The 18,040-nt window shown below is 64.0% G+C and carries 20 protein-coding genes; 11 read left to right on the top strand and 9 right to left on the bottom strand.

Annotated elements, in window-relative coordinates; all coding sequences use genetic code 11:
- Positions 1–129 precede the first annotated feature (129 nt).
- The 3 genes from MTX34_RS09390 to MTX34_RS09400 all read right to left on the bottom strand — a co-directional run bounded on the left by MTX34_RS09390 (position 130) and on the right by MTX34_RS09400 (position 3,716).
- The gene (locus MTX34_RS09390; RefSeq protein WP_243609229.1) at positions 130–1,530 is read right to left on the bottom strand and encodes a xylulokinase; all 1,401 of its coding nucleotides are present in this window, start codon (positions 1,528–1,530) and stop codon (positions 130–132) included.
- A 40-nt stretch (positions 1,531–1,570) separates the two neighbouring features.
- Entirely contained in the window at positions 1,571–3,268 is a 1,698-nt protein-coding gene (locus MTX34_RS09395) for a SulP family inorganic anion transporter (RefSeq protein WP_243609230.1), read from the bottom strand.
- 103 nt (positions 3,269–3,371) lie between these two features.
- Positions 3,372–3,716 (bottom strand): helix-turn-helix transcriptional regulator, encoded by a 345-nt coding sequence (locus tag MTX34_RS09400; RefSeq protein WP_243595280.1) that lies wholly within the window; start codon positions 3,714–3,716, stop codon positions 3,372–3,374.
- 115 nt (positions 3,717–3,831) lie between these two features.
- Between MTX34_RS09400 and MTX34_RS09405 the strand changes: the two genes are divergently transcribed.
- The 5 genes from MTX34_RS09405 (at position 3,832) to MTX34_RS09425 (ending at position 8,571) form a co-directional block, all read left to right on the top strand.
- Entirely contained in the window at positions 3,832–4,479 is a 648-nt protein-coding gene (locus MTX34_RS09405; RefSeq protein ID WP_243609231.1) for a TetR family transcriptional regulator, read from the top strand.
- A 128-nt stretch (positions 4,480–4,607) separates the two neighbouring features.
- Complete coding sequence (locus MTX34_RS09410) at positions 4,608–5,774, top strand: acyl-CoA dehydrogenase (RefSeq protein WP_121871344.1); 1,167 nt, start codon at positions 4,608–4,610, stop codon at positions 5,772–5,774.
- Positions 5,775–5,779: 5 nt separating this feature from the next.
- On the top strand, positions 5,780–6,628 hold the full coding sequence (locus tag MTX34_RS09415; protein WP_308198515.1) for a 3-hydroxybutyryl-CoA dehydrogenase: 849 nt from the start codon (positions 5,780–5,782) through the stop codon (positions 6,626–6,628).
- A 116-nt stretch (positions 6,629–6,744) separates the two neighbouring features.
- Entirely contained in the window at positions 6,745–7,539 is a 795-nt protein-coding gene (locus MTX34_RS09420) for an SDR family NAD(P)-dependent oxidoreductase (protein WP_243595283.1), read from the top strand.
- A gap of 138 nt (positions 7,540–7,677) precedes the next feature.
- Positions 7,678–8,571, top strand: a complete 894-nt coding sequence (locus MTX34_RS09425) for an SDR family oxidoreductase (protein ID WP_243609233.1) — start codon at positions 7,678–7,680, stop codon at positions 8,569–8,571.
- Between the two features lie 78 nt (positions 8,572–8,649).
- Here the strand turns inward: MTX34_RS09425 and MTX34_RS09430 are convergent, their stop codons facing one another.
- Positions 8,650–9,408, bottom strand: a complete 759-nt coding sequence (locus MTX34_RS09430; RefSeq protein WP_032396725.1) for an SDR family oxidoreductase — start codon at positions 9,406–9,408, stop codon at positions 8,650–8,652.
- Between the two features lie 170 nt (positions 9,409–9,578).
- On the opposite strand from MTX34_RS09430, the gene MTX34_RS09435 reads away from it, so the two are divergent.
- Genes MTX34_RS09435 through MTX34_RS09445 form a run of 3 tightly spaced genes read left to right on the top strand, consistent with a single transcriptional unit; the run spans position 9,579 to position 10,432 of the window.
- Complete coding sequence (locus tag MTX34_RS09435) at positions 9,579–9,785, top strand: hypothetical protein (RefSeq protein ID WP_243609234.1); 207 nt, start codon at positions 9,579–9,581, stop codon at positions 9,783–9,785.
- Positions 9,752–9,976, top strand: coding sequence for a hypothetical protein (locus tag MTX34_RS09440; RefSeq protein ID WP_243609235.1), 225 nt, complete (start codon positions 9,752–9,754; stop codon positions 9,974–9,976). The genes MTX34_RS09435 and MTX34_RS09440 overlap by 34 nt, the downstream gene beginning before the upstream one ends.
- Positions 9,977–10,015: 39 nt before the next feature.
- The gene (locus tag MTX34_RS09445; RefSeq protein WP_243609236.1) at positions 10,016–10,432 is read left to right on the top strand and encodes a hypothetical protein; all 417 of its coding nucleotides are present in this window, start codon (positions 10,016–10,018) and stop codon (positions 10,430–10,432) included.
- A gap of 5 nt (positions 10,433–10,437) precedes the next feature.
- Here MTX34_RS09445 and MTX34_RS09450 read toward each other — a convergent pair whose 3' ends face one another.
- The 4 genes from MTX34_RS09450 to MTX34_RS09465 form a co-directional block, all read right to left on the bottom strand.
- Positions 10,438–11,175 (bottom strand): 1-acyl-sn-glycerol-3-phosphate acyltransferase, encoded by a 738-nt coding sequence (locus MTX34_RS09450; protein ID WP_243609237.1) that lies wholly within the window; start codon positions 11,173–11,175, stop codon positions 10,438–10,440.
- A 15-nt stretch (positions 11,176–11,190) separates the two neighbouring features.
- On the bottom strand, positions 11,191–11,946 hold the full coding sequence (locus tag MTX34_RS09455) for an ABC transporter permease (RefSeq protein WP_243609238.1): 756 nt from the start codon (positions 11,944–11,946) through the stop codon (positions 11,191–11,193).
- The gene (locus MTX34_RS09460; RefSeq protein WP_243609239.1) at positions 11,943–12,929 is read right to left on the bottom strand and encodes an ABC transporter ATP-binding protein; all 987 of its coding nucleotides are present in this window, start codon (positions 12,927–12,929) and stop codon (positions 11,943–11,945) included. Before MTX34_RS09460 ends, MTX34_RS09455 begins: the two co-directional genes overlap by 4 nt.
- Before the next feature lie 98 nt (positions 12,930–13,027).
- Positions 13,028–13,993: a lysophospholipid acyltransferase family protein gene (locus tag MTX34_RS09465; protein ID WP_243609240.1), complete on the bottom strand. Its 966-nt coding sequence runs from the start codon at positions 13,991–13,993 to the stop codon at positions 13,028–13,030.
- A 116-nt stretch (positions 13,994–14,109) separates the two neighbouring features.
- On the opposite strand from MTX34_RS09465, the gene MTX34_RS09470 reads away from it, so the two are divergent.
- Positions 14,110–15,513 carry a GntP family permease gene (locus MTX34_RS09470; protein WP_243595291.1) on the top strand — a complete coding sequence of 468 codons (1,404 nt, stop codon included), beginning with the start codon at positions 14,110–14,112 and terminating at the stop codon, positions 15,511–15,513.
- Between the two features lie 147 nt (positions 15,514–15,660).
- Positions 15,661–16,143, top strand: coding sequence for a YdeI/OmpD-associated family protein (locus MTX34_RS25975; protein WP_243595292.1), 483 nt, complete (start codon positions 15,661–15,663; stop codon positions 16,141–16,143).
- Positions 16,144–16,158: 15 nt separating this feature from the next.
- Here the strand turns inward: MTX34_RS25975 and MTX34_RS09480 are convergent, their stop codons facing one another.
- On the bottom strand, positions 16,159–16,863 hold the full coding sequence (locus tag MTX34_RS09480; RefSeq protein WP_243595293.1) for a M50 family metallopeptidase: 705 nt from the start codon (positions 16,861–16,863) through the stop codon (positions 16,159–16,161).
- Positions 16,864–16,972: 109 nt separating this feature from the next.
- Between MTX34_RS09480 and MTX34_RS09485 the strand changes: the two genes are divergently transcribed.
- Positions 16,973–17,986 carry a tripartite tricarboxylate transporter substrate binding protein gene (locus MTX34_RS09485; protein WP_243609241.1) on the top strand — a complete coding sequence of 338 codons (1,014 nt, stop codon included), beginning with the start codon at positions 16,973–16,975 and terminating at the stop codon, positions 17,984–17,986.
- Positions 17,987–18,040: the final 54 nt, after the last annotated feature.

Genomic DNA, 18,040 nt, shown 5'->3' on the forward strand with positions numbered 1-18,040 from the left:
CGTCACGCCACTGCTACGCAGTGACCAGAACGCCATCCGAACCTGATGAGAGAAACCCGGGTGAACCATCGCAAACATCCCTAATGATCAGGCACGTTGCAACCACCGCTCGAATCCGCCCGTAGCCCACTACGAACTTCCGCTCACATGCGCGTAGCGCTCTCGCACCGCCGGGGTGGGGTCGGCCTCGTATGTTTGCGACGGTGCCTGCGCCCAGGTCGGCGGCTCGCTGGTCCCGGTCAGTGTCCACGCCGCCTGGCGCGCTGCGCCGTCGGCCACATACTCCCCCGGCTCGGGCACGATCACGGGAACTCCGAGAATGGCCGGGGCAAGCTCGCGCACCGCAGCAGACTTCGCACCGCCACCGATCAGCAGCACCCGCTTCGTCTCCACACCCTGCGCTCGCAGGTGGTCGATACCGTCGGCCAAGCCGCACAGCAAACCCTCGATTGCCGCGCGGGCCAGGTGGCCCGGCGTCGAATTGTGCAGTCGCAGGCCATGAATTGCACCTGACGCATCGGGACGGTTGGGGGTGCGCTCGCCTTCGAAGTACGGCACCAACACCAGGCCCTCGCTTGCCGTCGACAGCGCCAACCGGGACAGTTCGTCATGGTCGACGCCCAGCAGACGCGCCGTGGCATCGAGCACGCGAGCAGCGTTGAGCGTGCACACCAGCGGCAGTTGACGGCCGGTGGCGTCGGCGAATCCGGCGACCAGGCCCGAACCGTCCGCTGCGGCAACCGAGGTCACGGCCGAGACGACACCGGATGTACCGATCGAGACGACCACATCACCGGGCTGAGCATCGAGGGCGAGCGCCGCCGCGGCATTGTCCCCGGTTCCCGGCCCGATCAGCGCACCGCCCGATGTGCGGCCGATCGCCTCGCTCGGCGCAGCAACTCGGGGCAGCTGCGGGTTGCGCCCCCGAAAGCCCAACTGCAACAAGTCGGTTCGGTACTCGTTCGAGGCGGCGGAGAAGTACCCGGTGCCGCTGGCGTCGCCTCGATCGGTGGCCAGGGCGTCCAGTCCGGCTGCGCCGCCGAGCTGCCAGCTCAGCCAATCATGCGGAAGACACACGGCCGCAGTGCGATCGGCGTTGTCGGGCTCGTGGTCGGCAAGCCACCGCAATTTGGCGACGGTGATCGACGCCAACGGAACCACACCGACGGCGTCGGCCCAGGCCTGTCCGCCGTCGACGCCGGTCTGCTCACCCAACTCGGCAACCAGATCCGTTGCGGCCTGCGCCGATCGAGTGTCGTTCCACAGCAACGCCTTGCGCACCACGGCGCCGGCGTCGTCGAGGCAGACCATGCCGTGCTGCTGCGCACCGACCGACACCGCGTCCACGTCGTCGAGTCCGCCTGCTGCCGACACCGCCTCGTCGAGCGCATCCTTCCAGCGCTGCGGATCGATCTCGGTGCCGTCGGGATGAGCAGCTCGCCCCTGGCGCACCAGCTCTCCCGATTCGGCGTCACGAACGAAGACTTTGCACGATTGAGTGGAAGAGTCGATTCCGGCAACGAGAGCCACGATGAGCTGGTCCTTTCCTACGCAAGTGTGACCTACGACCCTACCCGCGGTGTGTGGTCGCCTCGGTCACCAGCGTGCGTGCGTAAGCAATGGCCTGCGGCGTCGTGTCGAAGACGCGTCGCGCATCGTCGTCCTTGGTGGTGAACACGCCCAGAGCCTCGAGCGGACGCAGGTGTTCAGGTTTCGCTGCGGAGATGAGGACGGTGATGCGGCGGTGTTCGAGTTCGGTGATCGTGTCCTTGAGCACGCTCGCCCCGGTCGCATCGATCGTGGTGACTCGGGACATGCGCAGAATCACCACTTTCACGTCCGAGACGTCGGCGAGTTCGAGGAGAAAGCTGTGCGCAGCTCCGAAGAACAATGCCCCGTCGATTCGGTAGGCGACGATGTGTTCGCGCAGCAAGCTTTCTTCTTCCGTCGACACCGCGTCGAGTGCGTCCAGAGGAACCTGCTCGACCCTGGCCGATCGCGCAACAGCCCGCAGTGCCAGCACCGCAGCGAACCCGACGCCGACCGCCACCGCCGTCACCAGATCGAAGACGACCGTGACGAGGAAGGTCGCCACCATCACCACGGCGTCGCCGCGGCCTGCACGAGTGATCGCTCGAATCGACGCGGTTTCGACCATGCGCACCGTGGTCGCCAATAGGACTCCGGCGAGGGCGGCGAGTGGGATGTCGGCCACCAGCCCGGCGGCCGAGTACATGATCGCCGCGAGGATCACGGCATGGGTGAGCGCCGCGAGCCTGGTCCGCGCCCCTGATCGAACGTTGACGGCAGTGCGGGCGATGGCACCGGTGGCGGGGATCCCGCCGAACAAGGGAGCTGCGATGTTCGCCAGTCCCTGCCCGAACAGCTCCCGATCGGGGTTGTGCCGCGCGCCGACGCCCATCGAGTCCGCCGCGGTCGCGGACAGCAACGATTCCAGGGCGGCCAGCGCAGCGACGGCGAACGCCGGTGCCACCAGCGCGGTCACGTCGCCGAGGTGGAAGAAGCTCAGGCTCGGGGCGGACAGCGACGACGGAATCGTGCCGATGCGGGCGATGTCGAAATCGAACAGTTGGGCAGCCACCGTCGCTGCAACAACAGCGACCAGGGAGAACGGAACCTTCGGTGCCAGGCGGCCGCCGACGAGCATGAGAACCGCGACTGCGACTGCGACAGCGGGAGTCAGGACACTGGCCTGCGAGACGAACGAGCGCACCGCGTCGAACGCGGATTGCCACACTTTCTCCCCCTCGGCGTCGGTGATGCCCAAAGCTGCCGGAAACTGTTGCAGCGCAATGACGACGGCGATGCCTGCCGTGAATCCTTCGATGACGGGTGCCGGCATGTATCGCACGGCCCTACCGATGCCTGCTACGGCGAGCGCCAGCAGGATGACCCCGGCCATCAACCCGACCGCGAGCACTCCCGTCGGCCCGTATTCGGCAACGATCGGGACCAGCACCACCGTCATGGCACCGGTGGGACCCGACACCTGGAACCGTGATCCACCGAATATCGCGGCGACGACTCCCGCGATGATGGCGGTGGTCAGTCCCGCCGCTGCACCCAGCCCGGTGCTGACGCCGAAGCCGAGCGCCAGAGGCAACGCGACCAGGGCCACGATCAGGCCGGACAACAGATCCGCACCGGGCGCGCGGAAGGCGGGCTTCCACTCGCTCCACCTGGGCAGGAGTGCGGACAGTGCCGTGAGTGTCTCGCTGGTACGTGTCGGGTTCGCAGGTTCGGCCATGCGCTGCTCTTTCGGACTGCTCGATTGCTGATTCAACTGATTGCTAAGTTTAGCAATCAGTGAATCAGGGGAGCAATGGACCAAAGTCCTCTGTATCGGACGATCAGCTGCGCGCTCCGGATTCGCCTTCCAACAGCTCGGCCTGATTGGCCACCACTCCCGTGAGAATTTCCCGCGCGACGAGCAACAGGTCGGCCACCTTCGGCGACGTCAATGTGTAGGAGACCGACAAACCGTCGCGAGTTCCCTCGATGAGGCCCGCGCGTCGCAGGATGGACAACTGCTGCGACAGATTCGCCGGCTCGATACCGATCTCGGGGAGCATCTCGGAGACGGCATGCTCGCGCTCGCTCAACAACTCCAGCACGCGAATACGAGCGGGGTGAGCCAATGTCTTGAAGAAGTCGGCCTTCATTCTGTAGAGCGGCCGACTCGAATCCGTGGCCATGACGTCCTTCCGTGGCACCCACCACCGCTCAGCAGGCTACTTGCGAACACTAGCAATCAATCGCCGGAAGGGACGACCTCCCTGTCCTTCCCGAAACTCGGCTACCTTCACTCTCATGCGCGGAGACCCCGAAGAATCGACCGACTTCAGGCTCACCGTGGCCACGGCCGCACTCGACCTGTTCTCCGTCAAGGGCTACGAGGCGACGACGGTGGACGACATCGCAGTCGCCGCCGGAATCTCGCGTCGGACATTCTTTCGGCAGTTCCGCGCCAAGGAAGACGTCATCTTCGCCGATCACGAAATACTGCTCGAGCAAGCCGGCGCGTTCCTCGATTCCAACGAGGGCGACCCGTGGCAGGCAGTGTGCGACGCTGCGCAGTTGGTCTACGAGCGCTTCTCGGACTGGATCGAGATGTCACGCCTGCGCTACCAGGTGGTGCACCGAATCCCGGCCCTGCGCGACCGAGAAATCGTCACCGTATTCCGGTACGACCGACTGTTCGTCGAGTACTTGCAAAACGCACTGCCCGACCATTCGCACCTGGAAATACTGCAGTTCTCCGCATCGGTGACCGCGACGCACAACTACATCCTTCGACGCATGATTCGCGACGGCATGCCGACGTCCGTCGCCGATCTGCGATCGGCCCTCTCCCAGGTCCGAGCCCAGTTCCTCGGTGAGATCGTCGTTGCGTCGTTCCCGCGCGGCACGTCCGTCAGCAAGGTCGTCGACGCATTGGCCGAGCACACACACGACTGAGACCTTGGCACTGAGTGCCGCCTGCACGAGACCCGGTCTTGAATCGGTCCGAATACGGACGTACACTGGGGCAATCCTTGGCACTGAGTGCCCTACGTGGGCAGTGCTACCCCGACATACCGAGGAGCGTGGCCGACATGGCCGGAAATCCCGACTTCGATCTGTATCAATCACCCGAAGAGCACGACGAACTGCGCGCGGCCATTCGGGCGCTCTCGGAGAAGGAGATCGCTCCGTACGCCAAAGAGGTGGACGAGGACTCCCGCTTCCCGGAAGAGGCATTGAAGGCACTCAACGCCTCCGGCTTCAACGCCATCCACGTTCCCGAGGAATACGACGGACAGGGTGCCGATTCGGTTGCAGCCTGCATCGTCATCGAAGAGGTCGCCCGGGTGTGCGGCTCGTCCTCGCTGATCCCCGCCGTCAACAAGCTCGGCACGATGGGCCTGATCCTCAAGGGCTCCGAGGAGCTCAAGAAGCAGGTTCTGCCCTCCCTCGCCGGCGGTGCAATGGCCTCGTACGCCCTGTCCGAGCGCGAAGCAGGGTCCGACGCCGCCGCCATGCGAACCCGCGCCAAGGCGGACGGTGACGACTGGATCCTCAACGGTGCCAAGTGTTGGATCACCAACGGCGGCAAGTCCGAGTGGTACACCGTCATGGCCGTGACCGATCCCGACAAGGGCGCCAACGGCATCAGCTCGTTCATCGTGCACATCGACGACGAGGGCTTCAGCATCGGCCCGAAGGAGAAGAAGCTCGGCATCAAGGGCTCGCCCACCACCGAGCTGTACTTCGAGAACTGCAAGATCCCCGGCGATCGCATCATCGGCGATCCCGGCACCGGCTTCAAGACTGCGCTGGAAACGCTCGACCACACCCGCCCCACCATCGGCGCACAGGCCGTCGGTCTGGCACAGGGTGCCCTCGACGCGGCCATCGCATACACCAAGGACCGCAAGCAGTTCGGCAACGCGATCTCGAGCTTCCAGGCAGTGCAGTTCATGCTCGCCGACATGGCGATGAAGGTCGAAGCCGCACGTCTGATGGTCTACAGCTCCGCAGCCCGCGCCGAGCGCGGCGAGAAGAACCTCGGGTTCATCTCCGCGGCAGCGAAGTGCTTCGCCTCCGACGTGGCCATGGAGGTCACCACCGACGCCGTGCAGCTCTTCGGCGGTGCCGGCTACACCACCGACTTCCCGGTCGAGCGCATGATGCGCGACGCCAAGATCACCCAGATCTACGAGGGCACCAACCAGATCCAGCGTGTCGTCATGTCGCGGGCGCTGCTCAAATGAGCGACATCAACCTCGTAGGCGTCATCGGCGGCGGCACCATGGGAGCAGGCATCGCCGAGATGTGTGCTCGCTCCGGCAGTTCGGTGCTGATCCTCGAAACCAGCCAGGCCACAGCCGATGCTGCAGAGGCACGCCTCGACAAGTCGTTCGCCCGCGCCGTCAAGTCCGGCCGCATCGAAGCCGACGCGGCCGAGAAGTCCAGGGCGGCAATCACGTTGACGCTCGACATCAACGACTTCGCGGACCGCGACCTGGTCGTGGAGGCGGCGCCGGAGATCGAATCCCTGAAGCTGGATCTGTTCGGCAAGCTCGATTCCATCGTCAAGCCCGAGGGAATTCTGGCGACCAACACCTCGTCGATCCCCGTCATCAAAATGGCCAACGCGACGAAGCGTCCCGACAAGGTAGTCGGAGTGCACTTCTTCAACCCGGTGCCGGTGCTGCCGTTGGTGGAGATCGTCGTCAGCCTGCTCACCAGCGAAGAAACCGTTGCAGCGGTGACGGACTACGCCGGAAACACGCTGGGCAAGAAGACGATCCGCGCCGGCGATCGCGCCGGATTCATCGTCAACGCCTTGCTCATCCCGTACATGGTCTCGGCTATCCGCATGCTCGAGTCCGGCTTCGCCAGCGCGGAGGACATCGACGAGGGCATGGTCAACGGCTGCGCACACCCCATGGGACCGCTGCGTCTGACCGACACCGTCGGCCTCGACGTCACCCTCGCGGTGGCGGAGTCCCTCTACGCCGAGTTCCGCGAGCCGCACTACGCCCCGCCGCCGCTGCTGCAGCGCATGGTGGACGCCGGAATGCTGGGTCGCAAAACTGGTAAGGGCTTCTACTCGTATTCGTAGTAGTCCCCCCGGAGTCCGCGTGAATGGTCCATTCACCCCCGTCAGGGCCGGTGAATGGACCATTCACGTCTTCGAAAGGCGCACACTGGAGTCGTTCCACAACACTGGGAGGCTTCATGAACATCGATCTCGACGGCCGAACTGCATTGATCTCCGGCTCCAGTCAGGGCATCGGATTGGCCATCGCCACCGAATTGGCCCGTGCCGGTGCGCGCGTCGTACTCAACGGTCGGAGCGCATCCGCGCTGGATTCGGCCGAGGAACAACTGCTCACCGAAGTACCCGGCGCACGAGTGATCGTCGTGGCGGCGGATCTCGCGACGGCCGAAGGGGTCGAGACGCTGCTCGCCACGGTCCCGGTGGTCGACATTCTGGTCAACAATCTCGGCATCTTCGGAGCCAAAGCCGCCCTCGACATCGACGACGACGAATGGCGACGCTATTTCGAGGTGAACGTCCTGTCCGCAATCCGGCTGATCCGCACGTATCTGCCGGCGATGACCGAAGCGGGTTGGGGCCGAATCCAGAATATCTGCAGCGATTCCGCAGTCGTGATTCCCGAAGAGATGATCCACTACGGAATGACGAAGACCGCACTGCTCGCGGTGACCCGTGGATTCGCGAAAGCTGCTGCAGGAACCGGTGTTACGGTCAATTCTGTGATCGTCGGCCCCACCCACACAGAGGGCGTCGAGAAGTTCGTCGCCGAGCTCGTCGGCGACGAACTGCCCTGGGACGAGGCTCAGGCGAAGTTCATGAAGGAACACCGGCCACAATCGCTCATCGGGCGCCTGATCGAGCCGAAGGAAATCGGCAACATGATCGTGTACCTGAGCTCGGAGCAGGCCTCGGCGACAACCGGCGGCGCACTACGCGTCGACGGCGGTTACGTCGACGCGATTCTGCCCTGACTGTGCACTTCTCTGCGGTGGCAGTAGCCCGTCCGGTCGATCACAGTTTGTGGCCGCCCGGATCGGGGCATGCGCTGAACACACGGAATCAAGCAGAGGTTCTTCACGCATTTCACCGCATTCGGAGACGATTCGACAGTGAGCGATCAGTACACCTTCACCAACCCCGTCACGCAGTACCGCCAGGACGGCTTCCCGGAGCAGCACCAGGATCCGCCCGGTCTGGCAGCAGACCTGCAGCCGCTCGCCGATCACGGTGAGAACACCTATCGCGGATCCGGTCGCCTGACCGGCCGCAAGGCGCTCGTCACCGGAGCGGACTCCGGAATCGGTCGCGCAGCAGCGATTGCCATCGCCCGCGAGGGTGCCGACGTAGTACTCAACTACCTTCCGTCGGAGGAAAAAGACGCTCAGGAAGTTGCTCAGCTGGTACGCGACGCCGGACGCACCGCAGTCCTGGCACCGGCAGATCTCACCGACGAGCAGGCCGCGCGCGGCATCGTGCGCACCGCCGTCGACGAACTCGGTGGCTTGGACCTGCTGATCAACGTGGCCGGCAAACAGCAATTCGTCGAAGACCTGTCCGATCTGACATCCGAGCAATTCGACCAGACGTTCAAAACCAACGTCTACGCACTGTTCTGGATCATTCAGGAAGCGGTGCCGCACATGCCCGCCGGTTCGACGATCGTGAACACCAGCTCCATCCAGGCATACACACCCTCGCCCGGTCTGGTGGACTACGCGACGACGAAGATGGCCATCAACACCATCAGCAAGGCCCTCGCGCAGCAGCTGGCACCCAAGGGTATTCGCGTCAATGTCGTTGCACCGGGACCGTTCTGGACGCCACTGCAGGCAGCAGGCGGACAGCCGACATCGGCACTGCCGGAATTCGGCAAGGAAACACCGCTCGGACGCGCCGGGCAGCCCGCCGAGATCGCCGGCGCTTACGTCTACCTGTCGTCGGCCGAATCGGGTTACGTCACCGGCGACACATTGAACGTCAACGGCGGCATGCCGACGCCGTAGGCGTCACCCGCGTTGAGTGAATGGACCATTCACACCCGTCTGGGCTCGTGAATGGTCCATTCACGCATTCGCGAGAGGTCAGTCCTTCGGCCCACCAGCGGCGTAGACGACCTGACCCGAGATGAAGCCGGCACCCTCGCTGACGAAGAACGACGCCAGGTGCGCGATGTCATCCGGGTGTCCGACGCGATTGACCGGAATCTGCGATGCCGCAGCGGCTTTGAAGTCCTCGAACGGCATGCCGACACGTTCGGCGGTGGCCGCCGTCATCTCCGTCTCGATGAACCCGGGGGCAATGGCGTTCGCGGTGACGCCGAACTTGCCTAGCTCGATGGCGAGGGTCTTGGTGAATCCCTGCATACCGGCCTTGGCGGCGGAGTAGTTGGCCTGGCCGCGGTTGCCCAGGGCCGAGGTGCTCGACAGGTTGACGATGCGACCCCACTTGGCGTCGATCATGTGCTTCTGGACCGCGCGGGTCATCAGGAACGATCCGCGCAGGTGCACGCCGAGAACGGAATCCCAGTCCTGCACCGTCATCTTGAACAGCAGGTTGTCGCGAGTGATGCCGGCGTTGTTGATCAGTACGGTGGGCGCACCGAACTCGCTCGCGATGCGATCGACCGCAGTCTGGACCGATTCCTCGTCGGCGACGTTGGCTCCGATGGCCACTGCCTGCCCACCTGCGGCCTGAATGGCGCCGACGGTGTCGCTGCACGCGGCCTCGTCGAGGTCAACCACAGCGACGCCGAAACCGTCCTTGGCCAGCCGCTTCGCTACCGCAGCGCCGATTCCACGCGCACTGCCGGTGACAATGGCCGTCTTGATCTGATCACTCACGAATATCTCCTGACAAACTCCGAATCGAATTACCTGTCATCTGTTTGTATCAGGCCGAGCCCACGGCCGACGAGCAACTGCCCGGCCGCGGTCACTCTGCGGTACTTTCGCCTCACAACTACCCTGCGCACCCGCAGGTCGTGCGAACGCCTCGACACGGAGAGCAGTAGATGACAATCGCCGCGGGCATCGTCACGTTCAATCCCGACGTGACCAAGCTCCAGGAGAACCTCGACGCGATAGTCGATCAAGTCGATATCGTCCGAGTCGTCGACAACAATTCCAGCAATATCGATGAGATCCGTCGATTGACGGACCGCTATCGGACCGTCGTTGTGATGGAATGCTCCGAGAATCGCGGCATACAGCGGCCCTGAACATCATCGTCGAGAACGCCGACGCCGATGAGGCACAGTGGGTTCTGCTACTCGATCAGGATTCGGTGTGCAGCACGAACATGATCGACGTACTGATGAGCCGAACCGGCGACCGAGTCGGGATCGTGTGCTCGAACATTCTCGATCCCAATGTCCGGTCCGGCTCGGACCCCACGGGTCCCACTGTCTAGGAGGTGGACGCCTGCATCACCTCTGGGTCCCTGTGCAACGTGAAGGCGTGGTCCGTTGTCGACGGTTACGACGAACGCATGTTTGTCGACTACGTCGACTTCGACTTCTGCCTACGCCTGAGAATGGCCGGGTATACGATCGTGCGCGATACCGCCGCGAGCATCCAGCACGAATTCGGTGCGGGCCGAGTGCACTGGCGGTTCACAACCTACAACTACTCGAGCCGTCGGCTGTACACCATGGCTCGCGACATCGTGTACTACGCGATCAAACACCGCCGCTCGCCGAAATCGCTCAAAGCCTACGGCCACGGGCTATTCGGGCACCTGCTCGCTCTCGCCGAACGAGCCGCGACGATCACCGTGTTCGAGCAACAGAAGGGCCGCAAGGGCACAGCCATCATCTCTGGAGTCTTCGACGCGCTGACCCACCGCCCCGCCAGGCGGTCACGCTAGCCGCGTCAGTACGCCGCCACCGCTCCGTCGAGTGCCTTCTGCATTCCCTCTGCCACCACTCGGGTGATGTCGATCGGCTTATCGGGCAGTTCGGTGATGGGAGTGTCGATGTACACGCTCGCCTGTCTCACTTTCGGCGTGCCGGGACCGTAGCTCAGACCGATACAGATCAGCACCGGTTCCACCCCCAGCTTGCGCGCCCGCATCGCGATGTGGCCGATACCGCTGCCGACGTGCTGCACCGTCGTCGGATCTTCGAGGTTGCAGGTGCCCTCGGGAAACACCGCGAGGTCGTCGCCCCGCTTCATGCGCTCGGCGCTGACATCCATCATCCGGTTGCCCGCAGCGCTGACCGCACGCATTCCATGATTCTTGCCACGGAAGACAGGAATGCCACCCATCATGTCGATTCGCCTGCGCTGCTTGGGTTCCTGGAACAGCTCGTCCTTGGCCAGTACCCGGGTGCGGCCGATGACCGGACGCAGCGGCGACGACCATGCCGCCGCTGCGAGCGTGTACGGATCGTTCTCGGTCAGATGATTGACCGCGATGAGCAGACGCGTGTTGTCGTAGACGAGACGACGCAACTCCTCACGGGCTCCGTCGGGGTACGACACCCGCGGGCGGAAACGTCGGGCGAGGGCGGCATACGCCAGCCTCGCGACCTGACGATTCTGCTGGTGACGCAGGTAGAAGTCGTACACGGTCACATCGTTTTCGAGAATTACCGCAGGCCGATCCATGACGCGAGCTTAGCCTCACACTCGCGCGGAACCCATAGCCCGGATCCCGACGGCAAGTCCGACCGCTGCGGTGGCCACCGCTGCAACGACACCTGCCGTCACCGTCGAACTCGCGAAGTCACCGGTGAACAGTGCACGTTCGGCGTCGACGAGATATCCGAGAGGGTTGATGTTCACCAGGAACTGCATCCAACCCGGGGCGGTGGTCAGCGGCAGCATCGTGCCCGAGAGAATCAGCAACGGAAACATCAGCGTCTGCTGGATGGACCAGAACACCCAATCCTGTCCGCGCACAGACAAAGCCAATGCATAGGACAAGGCACCGAGCCCGACTCCGAACACCCCGAGCAGCACGATTCCTATGGCTGCACCGATCGGATTCACGGACAGGCCGAGCGGCAATGCCACCAGGATGATCAGCACGCCCTGGGCGGCCAGCGGCACCATTTCCTTGAACGCGCGCCCGACGAGCAGCGCCGCTCGCGGCAACGGTGTCACCGACATTCGTTCGTGCGAACCCTGCTGCAACTCGGCCAACAGATTCGAGCCCGTCATCGACGTTCCGAAGATGGTGATCATCGCGAGTACCCCGGGAACGAACCAGTCCCACACACTTCCGCTGCCCAGACCGGGGACCTCGGTGAGCAGGGGGCCGAACAGCGCCAGGAGAATCAGCGGTTGGATGAGACTGAAGATGACGGTGAACGGATCGCGGACCATCGGCCGCAGCTCCCGACCCATCACCAATGTGCTGCCCGAGAGAACGTTCATCGGAGTTTTCCTGCCGTGCCCGCGGTTTCGAGGGACACGTTGGCGCTCTCACGAAGACTTCGCCCGGTGAGGCCGAGGAACACATCGTCGAGGGTCGGTCGCGTCATATCGGCAGTCAGCACGTCGATTCCGTGGGATTGACTGAGGCGCAGCAATTCCGGAAGGACCACCTCGGCACGCTCGACCCGAATGTTCAGCCGCGAACCCGCGACCGTCACGTCTCTGATCCCAGCAACACCGTCGAGCAACGGCAGGAGCGCCGACGCGTCGGAGACGGCGAGGACCACGAGGTCGCCTGCCAGTTCCGACTTGAGCGCCGCGGCGGTGTCATCGGCGATGACGGTGCCGCGATCGACGACGATCACTCGCTCGGCCATCGAATCGGCCTCGTCGAGATAGTGCGTGGTGAGCACGATGGTGGTGCCCATTTCGCGCCTGAGCCGCAGAATGTGGTCCCACAGGTTCGCTCGGCTCTGCGGATCCATTCCGGTGGTCGGCTCGTCGAGAAACAACAGGGGCGGACGGTGTACCAGCCCCAGCGCGATGTCGAGTCGTCGCCGCTGCCCACCGGAGAGAGTCGAGACGGTGCGCTCGGCAAGCTCGCCGAGTTCGAGAGCGGCGATCAATTCGTCTGCGCGACTGCGTGATCGCCGACGCGTCGTGCCGTAGCACTGGCCTTGCACAACAAGCTCGTCACGGACGCGTTGATTGTGGCCCGCGCCGTTGCCCTGCCCCACGTAGCCGAGGCTCCGACGAACCCCGTCCCGATCTTTCGCTACGTCGAATCCGGCGATCCGAGCCGAGCCGGACGTCGGTGCCAGCAGGGTGGTCAGCATCCTCAAGGTGGTCGACTTACCGGCCCCGTTGGGGCCGAGCAAAGCCACGAGCTCACCCTCACCGATCGTCAGATCGATGTCCCGCACCGCCTCCACGGTCTTCTTGCCCTGTCGGAAAGTCTTGGTCAATCCGGATGTTTCGATCATCTGTTCACGCCCCTCGTCGCACTGAGTGAATCCGTACGACGAGGACGCTAGAAATGATCGCGGTCAGCTTCGGTCCGCGTTGTCAGGACAGCTGCGAATCAGCCGAAGACGGGGAACTTTCGCTTACTGGCGAGAGCGTCCATTCCGGACTGGATGCTGGCACGCACCTCGTCGTACTTGGCGTCGACGTACACCTCGTCCTCGCACCGAGCCGGGTCGTGGTCCAGTTCGACCGGCGGCATGAAACGGGTACGGATCTTGGCAGGCAACGGAATCTGAGGCAACGCGGCGGGCGCGATGATCCAGGGAAGCGAGATCGCGATCGGAAACACCTTCAACCGTGCAATCTTGTCCAGCTTCAGCGCTTTCGACAGCTTGTCACCGCGAATGAGCACCGGCATCGCGTCGGCCCCACCCACTGTCGCCACCGGCACGATGGGGACACCCATGCGGATGGCGAGCTTGATGAAGCCGGTTCGACCACCGAGGGTGGCCTCGTCTCGCTTGCTCCAGGGCCGCAACGAATCGACCTCACCGCCCGGCCACACGATCACGTCGCGCCCCTCGGCCAGCGCCGTCGACATCGAGTCCGGTGCCGCGGGAAGTACACCCATGGATCGAAAGACTTTGCCGATCAACGGGAACGCCATCAATGCGTCGTGTGCTGTTCCGTGCAGAATTCGCTTCTCGCCGAAGTGTCGCCACCATTGTGCACCGACGGTCCACGCGTCCCACACGAACGGCGCACCCGAGTGCACCCCCACGACCAGCACCGGCGACTCGGGGATGGTCTCCCAACCGTCGATCTCCATCCGGAAGTACCGGTCCATCACCCCGTTCCACAGCCGCTGCTGACGATCCATCGCCACGGTGTTCTGGTCGTCGAGGTCCCAGCCGCCCGCGCGTTCGGCGACAACCGCTCCGAGACCACCGGACGCGTTTGCGCGGCGCTCCTTCATCTTCAGGCGCGCAGCCGCAGCGTAGCGCTGAGCCTGCTCGCGCAATTGCTCCTTCGCCTGAACTTTGGAGCCGTCCCCACCCATTACGTGATCCCCATCACTCATACCCGCACCGTACTCCACCCGACCGAAGTCGACCGACAACCGGCGCTCGTTACCCCGCGCGACGTCCGGCCTGTCCGTTATGGTCAAAATTCGAGCCGAGCGAACGAGGTACACCGATGGATCCGATCGAACCGGCATACGGAACGACAGCACTGCTGCTGATCGCCGCCGCAGCCGTCGCAATTCTGCTGTTCCTCATCATGAAGGTGAAACTGCACGCCTTCGTCTCACTGGTCCTGGTCAGCGCGGTTACCGCCGTCGCGGCCGGAATCCCCCTGGCAGACGTGCCGTCGGCCCTGCTCTCGGGCTTCAGTTCCACACTCGGATCTGTCGCCCTACTCGTCGCCCTGGGCGTGATGGTGGGCAGACTGCTTGAGATCACCGGCGGGGCACAAGTGTTGGCCGACACCCTGATCAACCGATTCGGTGCCAAACGCGCACCGCTCGCCCTGGGTGTCGCCGCACTCATCTTCGGCTTCCCCATCTTCTTCGACGCCGGACTCGTCGTGTTCCTGCCGATCATCTTCACCGTCGCCAAGCGCTTCGGTGGTTCGGTGCTGCTGTACGCACTCCCCACTGCGGGCGCGTTCGCAGCGATGCACGCGATCGTTCCCCCGCACCCCGGCCCGGTTGCCGCCACCGACCTCCTCGGCGGAGACATCGGATCGGTACTGCTGGTCGGAGTTCCCGTCGCAGTCGTCTCCTGGTTCGTCGGCTCGTATCTCGTTGGTACGCAGCTCGGCAAGCGGTTCCACACACTGCCCGCCGACCTCTTCTCCGACGGCGCAGCCAACTCCGAAGCACACGACAAGGAGATGGCCGGCCTCCGCGACCCTGCGCCGAAGTTCGGTGCGGTGCTGTTCATCCTGCTGACGCCGCTCGTACTGATCTCCCTCAACACCGTCGTCAACACTCTGACCACGTCGGGTGTGCTGACCGGAGACGAGACCTGGGCAGCAGCGCTGACACTCATCGGTCAAACTCCCATTGCACTGCTCATCACCCTGCTCCTGGCTCTGTTCATCCTCGCGCCGGGGCGCTTCCCTGTGGCCGACGGTGCCAAGTACATGGATCAGGCGCTCGGGCCCATCTGCTCGATCATCCTGATCACCGGTGCAGGCGGCATGTTCGGTGGAGTGCTGCGGGCCAGCGGCATCGGGCAGTCGCTCACCTCCTCGTTGTCCGATATCGGGCTGCCGATTCTGCTGCAGGCCTTCCTGATCGCCACCGCGCTACGCGTCGCGCAGGGTTCGGCCACCGTCGCTCTCACCACCACCGCCGGGCTGATCTCGGTGCAGGTGGCGGAGCTGGATCTGAGCAACTTCAAGATCGCGCTGCTGGTGTTCGCACTGGCTGCCGGAGCCACCGTGCTGTCGCACGTCAACGATTCCGGCTTCTGGCTCGTCAGCCGCTTCTTCGGCATGGACGAGAAGACCACCCTCAAGACCTGGACCGTCATGGAAACCACACTGGGACTGGCGATCTTCGCCGTCGCATCACTGCTGTGGGTGGTGTTCTAGCGCAGTTCTCACTGGTCGACCTCGAAGACGCGTGAGTCTGGATCGGCAAGGGGTTCGACGCGAGTCTTCGTTCCGCAGTCAATCGCTCAATTATGCTGCGATTATGGGCGAAATTCCCTTCTCTCGTATCGATTATGCGAGGCACTCGTGAGTGACCGCTTTCGATTCGACGCAGTGCTGGAACCGTTGACGTGGGGCAAGAACACGTACACGATCATCCGTGTTCCGGCTCGTTTGGTCGAGGCAGCGGAGCGCTGGCCGACTCGCCGGATCGACGGTTCGATCGAGGGGCTGAGTCTCAATCTCGGTCTCAACAAAGCAGATTCGAGTGTGATGCCCGGGTCGTTCGTCTACATCGGCGCAGGACTTCAGCGCCGGTTGGGCGTCCGTCCCGGTGATCTGGTGTCGTGCGAATTCGAACCGGCCGACCCCGATCTGGTACCTGTCCCGCAGGATGTCGCCGAGGCGATGGAGGCGGCGCACTGCACATCCGCGTGGGAACGGAAGCGGCCGAGCGAGCGCCGTCAATTGTTGATGCCCATCGACAACGCTGCGCGAGAGCAGACCCGAGCAGAGCGCATCACGCGACTGGTGAGGTCGTTGACGGACAGTGGGCAGACGGACGGCTGACACCGAGGCCGGTCGTCACTGCACCGGAACGAGAATGCGCCACGCCCCCAACGCCAATGAGCCGACGGTGACGAGCAGGAACAGGCCGACCCAGACGATGCCCGGCAGGAAGGTCAATCGGGCCAGCTGATCGGCGTCGGAGTCCCGAGCCCGTCCTGCGCTGCGGGATTTCTGCAGTTCGAGAACGGGGCGCGGACCGGCGATCAGCAGGAAGAACGTGATGAAGTACGCCGCAGCGACCTGCTGCTCTCCGGTGCCCCACCAGGACACGACGAACAGGGCAGCGCCGACAGTTACGAGAGACAGCAAGCCGTAGATGTTGCGAATCATCAACAGCATCAACGCAATCGAGATGACGCCGATCCACAGCACCGCGACCGCATGCTGCGTCCCGAGCACCAGGGCAGCACCGAGCCCCAACAGCGACGGCCCCACGTAGCCGGCGAACGTCATCGCGATGACGCCGAGGCCGGTGGGCTTTCCCTTGGAGATCGCGACGCCGGAGGTGTCGGAGTGCAGTCGCAGCCCCATCAGTTGTCGGCCGGTGATCAGTGCGACGAACAGATGCGCGCCCTCGTGCGCGATGGTTACGACATTGCGGGCGATGCGCCAGGTCTGCGGCAGTACCACGATGACAAGAGCGGCCAGCGCGGCAACTTGGACGATCCACACCGGTGGATCAGGACTCACCGCGGAAATGCGGTCCCAGAATTCGTTCACACCCCAGTATGCGGCTTCGCCGCAGTGGCGCAGGACCACAAAGAACTTTGTGATCATTGGTTACCTATGGGTGACGGCGGTCACGACCGTGGGTCAAGATGAAAGCACGATGACGAATCCACCGAGCTCGATGACACGACGGCGCGCGCTGGCGTGCCTGGCGACCTTGCCGATGGCCTTCTCGGCCGGGTGTACCGGTCTCGGTCGGTCCACGACTCCGTCGGATCTACGGATGCTCATTCCCAACACTCCGGGTGGCGGTTACGACGTGACGGCCAGAACCGCGTCGCGCATTCTCGAGAAGCACGGCTTGACCGGGCCCATCGAGAAGTTCAACGTCATCGGCGGTGGCGGTTCTGTCGCGTTGGCCAGGCTCGTTCGTGAGGCCGGCAACAGCGCTTTGATCGGCATGGTCGGTGTCGGGGTTGTCGGAGTCGCGCAGGTCGCGAAGGCGCCCTGGGGACTGTCGGACGCCACCGCACTTGCCCGGCTGGTGGACGAACCGGAAGCTCTCGTCGTTCGATCGGGCTCACCGACACCATCGTTGGATGGCTTCCTCGACGCCTGGCGTCGAGCACCGCAGCAGGTGGTCGTCGGCGTGGGCTCTGCGTTGGGCGGGCCCGATCACCTGTTCACCGTGGAGTTGGCCCGTGCAATCGACATCGACACCGAGGTCCTGAACGTCGTGACGTTCGACGGTGCCGGTGACCTTCTCGCAGCAGTACTCAACGGCACTGTAGACGTGGGCGTGGCAGGCGCGGGTGAGTACATCGATCAAGTCGACAGTGGTTCGCTTCGCATCCTCGCAGTATCGAAGCCGCCCGACGCGCAGTCCCGCGGTGCCACCGCCGCCTACGATGCCCCGACACTCAACGACTCCGGGATCCCGCTCGAATTCACCAATTGGCGCGGATTCGTAGCTCCACCGGGCATTTCGGACTCGGCCCGGAACGACTTCGTCGACGCGCTGACCCATATGCGCAACACGGACGAATGGCAGGCCGCGATGCCTCTGCGCGGTTGGACCGACTCATTCCTCGCCGGGGATGACTTCTCGGATTTCATTGCGACAGAAGATATTCGAGTACGAACAACCTTGGCCGAATTCGGCATCACCCGGTAACAACCACCCCGAACTGCCGACCGAGGTCGGCGTCCAACAGTGCACTGCGAGGCT

The sequence above is a fragment of the Rhodococcus sp. ARC_M5 genome (assembly GCF_022810405.1).
In the GTDB taxonomy this organism is placed as follows: Bacteria; Actinomycetota; Actinomycetes; order Mycobacteriales; family Mycobacteriaceae; genus Rhodococcoides; species Rhodococcoides navarretei.

Excerpts from the sequence above, each read along its gene's own strand:
- MTX34_RS09395 (WP_243609230.1), bottom strand. The coding sequence starts at position 3,268 with ATGGCCGAACCTGCGAACCCGACACGTACCAGCGAGACACTCACGGCA.
- MTX34_RS09400 (WP_243595280.1), bottom strand. The coding sequence starts at position 3,716 with ATGGCCACGGATTCGAGTCGGCCGCTCTACAGAATGAAGGCCGACTTC.
- MTX34_RS09405 (WP_243609231.1), top strand. The coding sequence starts at position 3,832 with ATGCGCGGAGACCCCGAAGAATCGACCGACTTCAGGCTCACCGTGGCC.
- MTX34_RS09420 (WP_243595283.1), top strand. The coding sequence starts at position 6,745 with ATGAACATCGATCTCGACGGCCGAACTGCATTGATCTCCGGCTCCAGT.
- MTX34_RS09435 (WP_243609234.1), top strand. The coding sequence starts at position 9,579 with ATGACAATCGCCGCGGGCATCGTCACGTTCAATCCCGACGTGACCAAG.
- MTX34_RS09440 (WP_243609235.1), top strand. The coding sequence starts at position 9,752 with ATGCTCCGAGAATCGCGGCATACAGCGGCCCTGAACATCATCGTCGAG.
- MTX34_RS09450 (WP_243609237.1), bottom strand. The coding sequence starts at position 11,175 with ATGGATCGGCCTGCGGTAATTCTCGAAAACGATGTGACCGTGTACGAC.
- MTX34_RS09455 (WP_243609238.1), bottom strand. The coding sequence starts at position 11,946 with ATGAACGTTCTCTCGGGCAGCACATTGGTGATGGGTCGGGAGCTGCGG.
- MTX34_RS09460 (WP_243609239.1), bottom strand. The coding sequence starts at position 12,929 with ATGATCGAAACATCCGGATTGACCAAGACTTTCCGACAGGGCAAGAAG.
- MTX34_RS09465 (WP_243609240.1), bottom strand. The coding sequence starts at position 13,993 with ATGAGTGATGGGGATCACGTAATGGGTGGGGACGGCTCCAAAGTTCAG.
- MTX34_RS09470 (WP_243595291.1), top strand. The coding sequence starts at position 14,110 with ATGGATCCGATCGAACCGGCATACGGAACGACAGCACTGCTGCTGATC.
- MTX34_RS09485 (WP_243609241.1), top strand. The coding sequence starts at position 16,973 with ATGACGAATCCACCGAGCTCGATGACACGACGGCGCGCGCTGGCGTGC.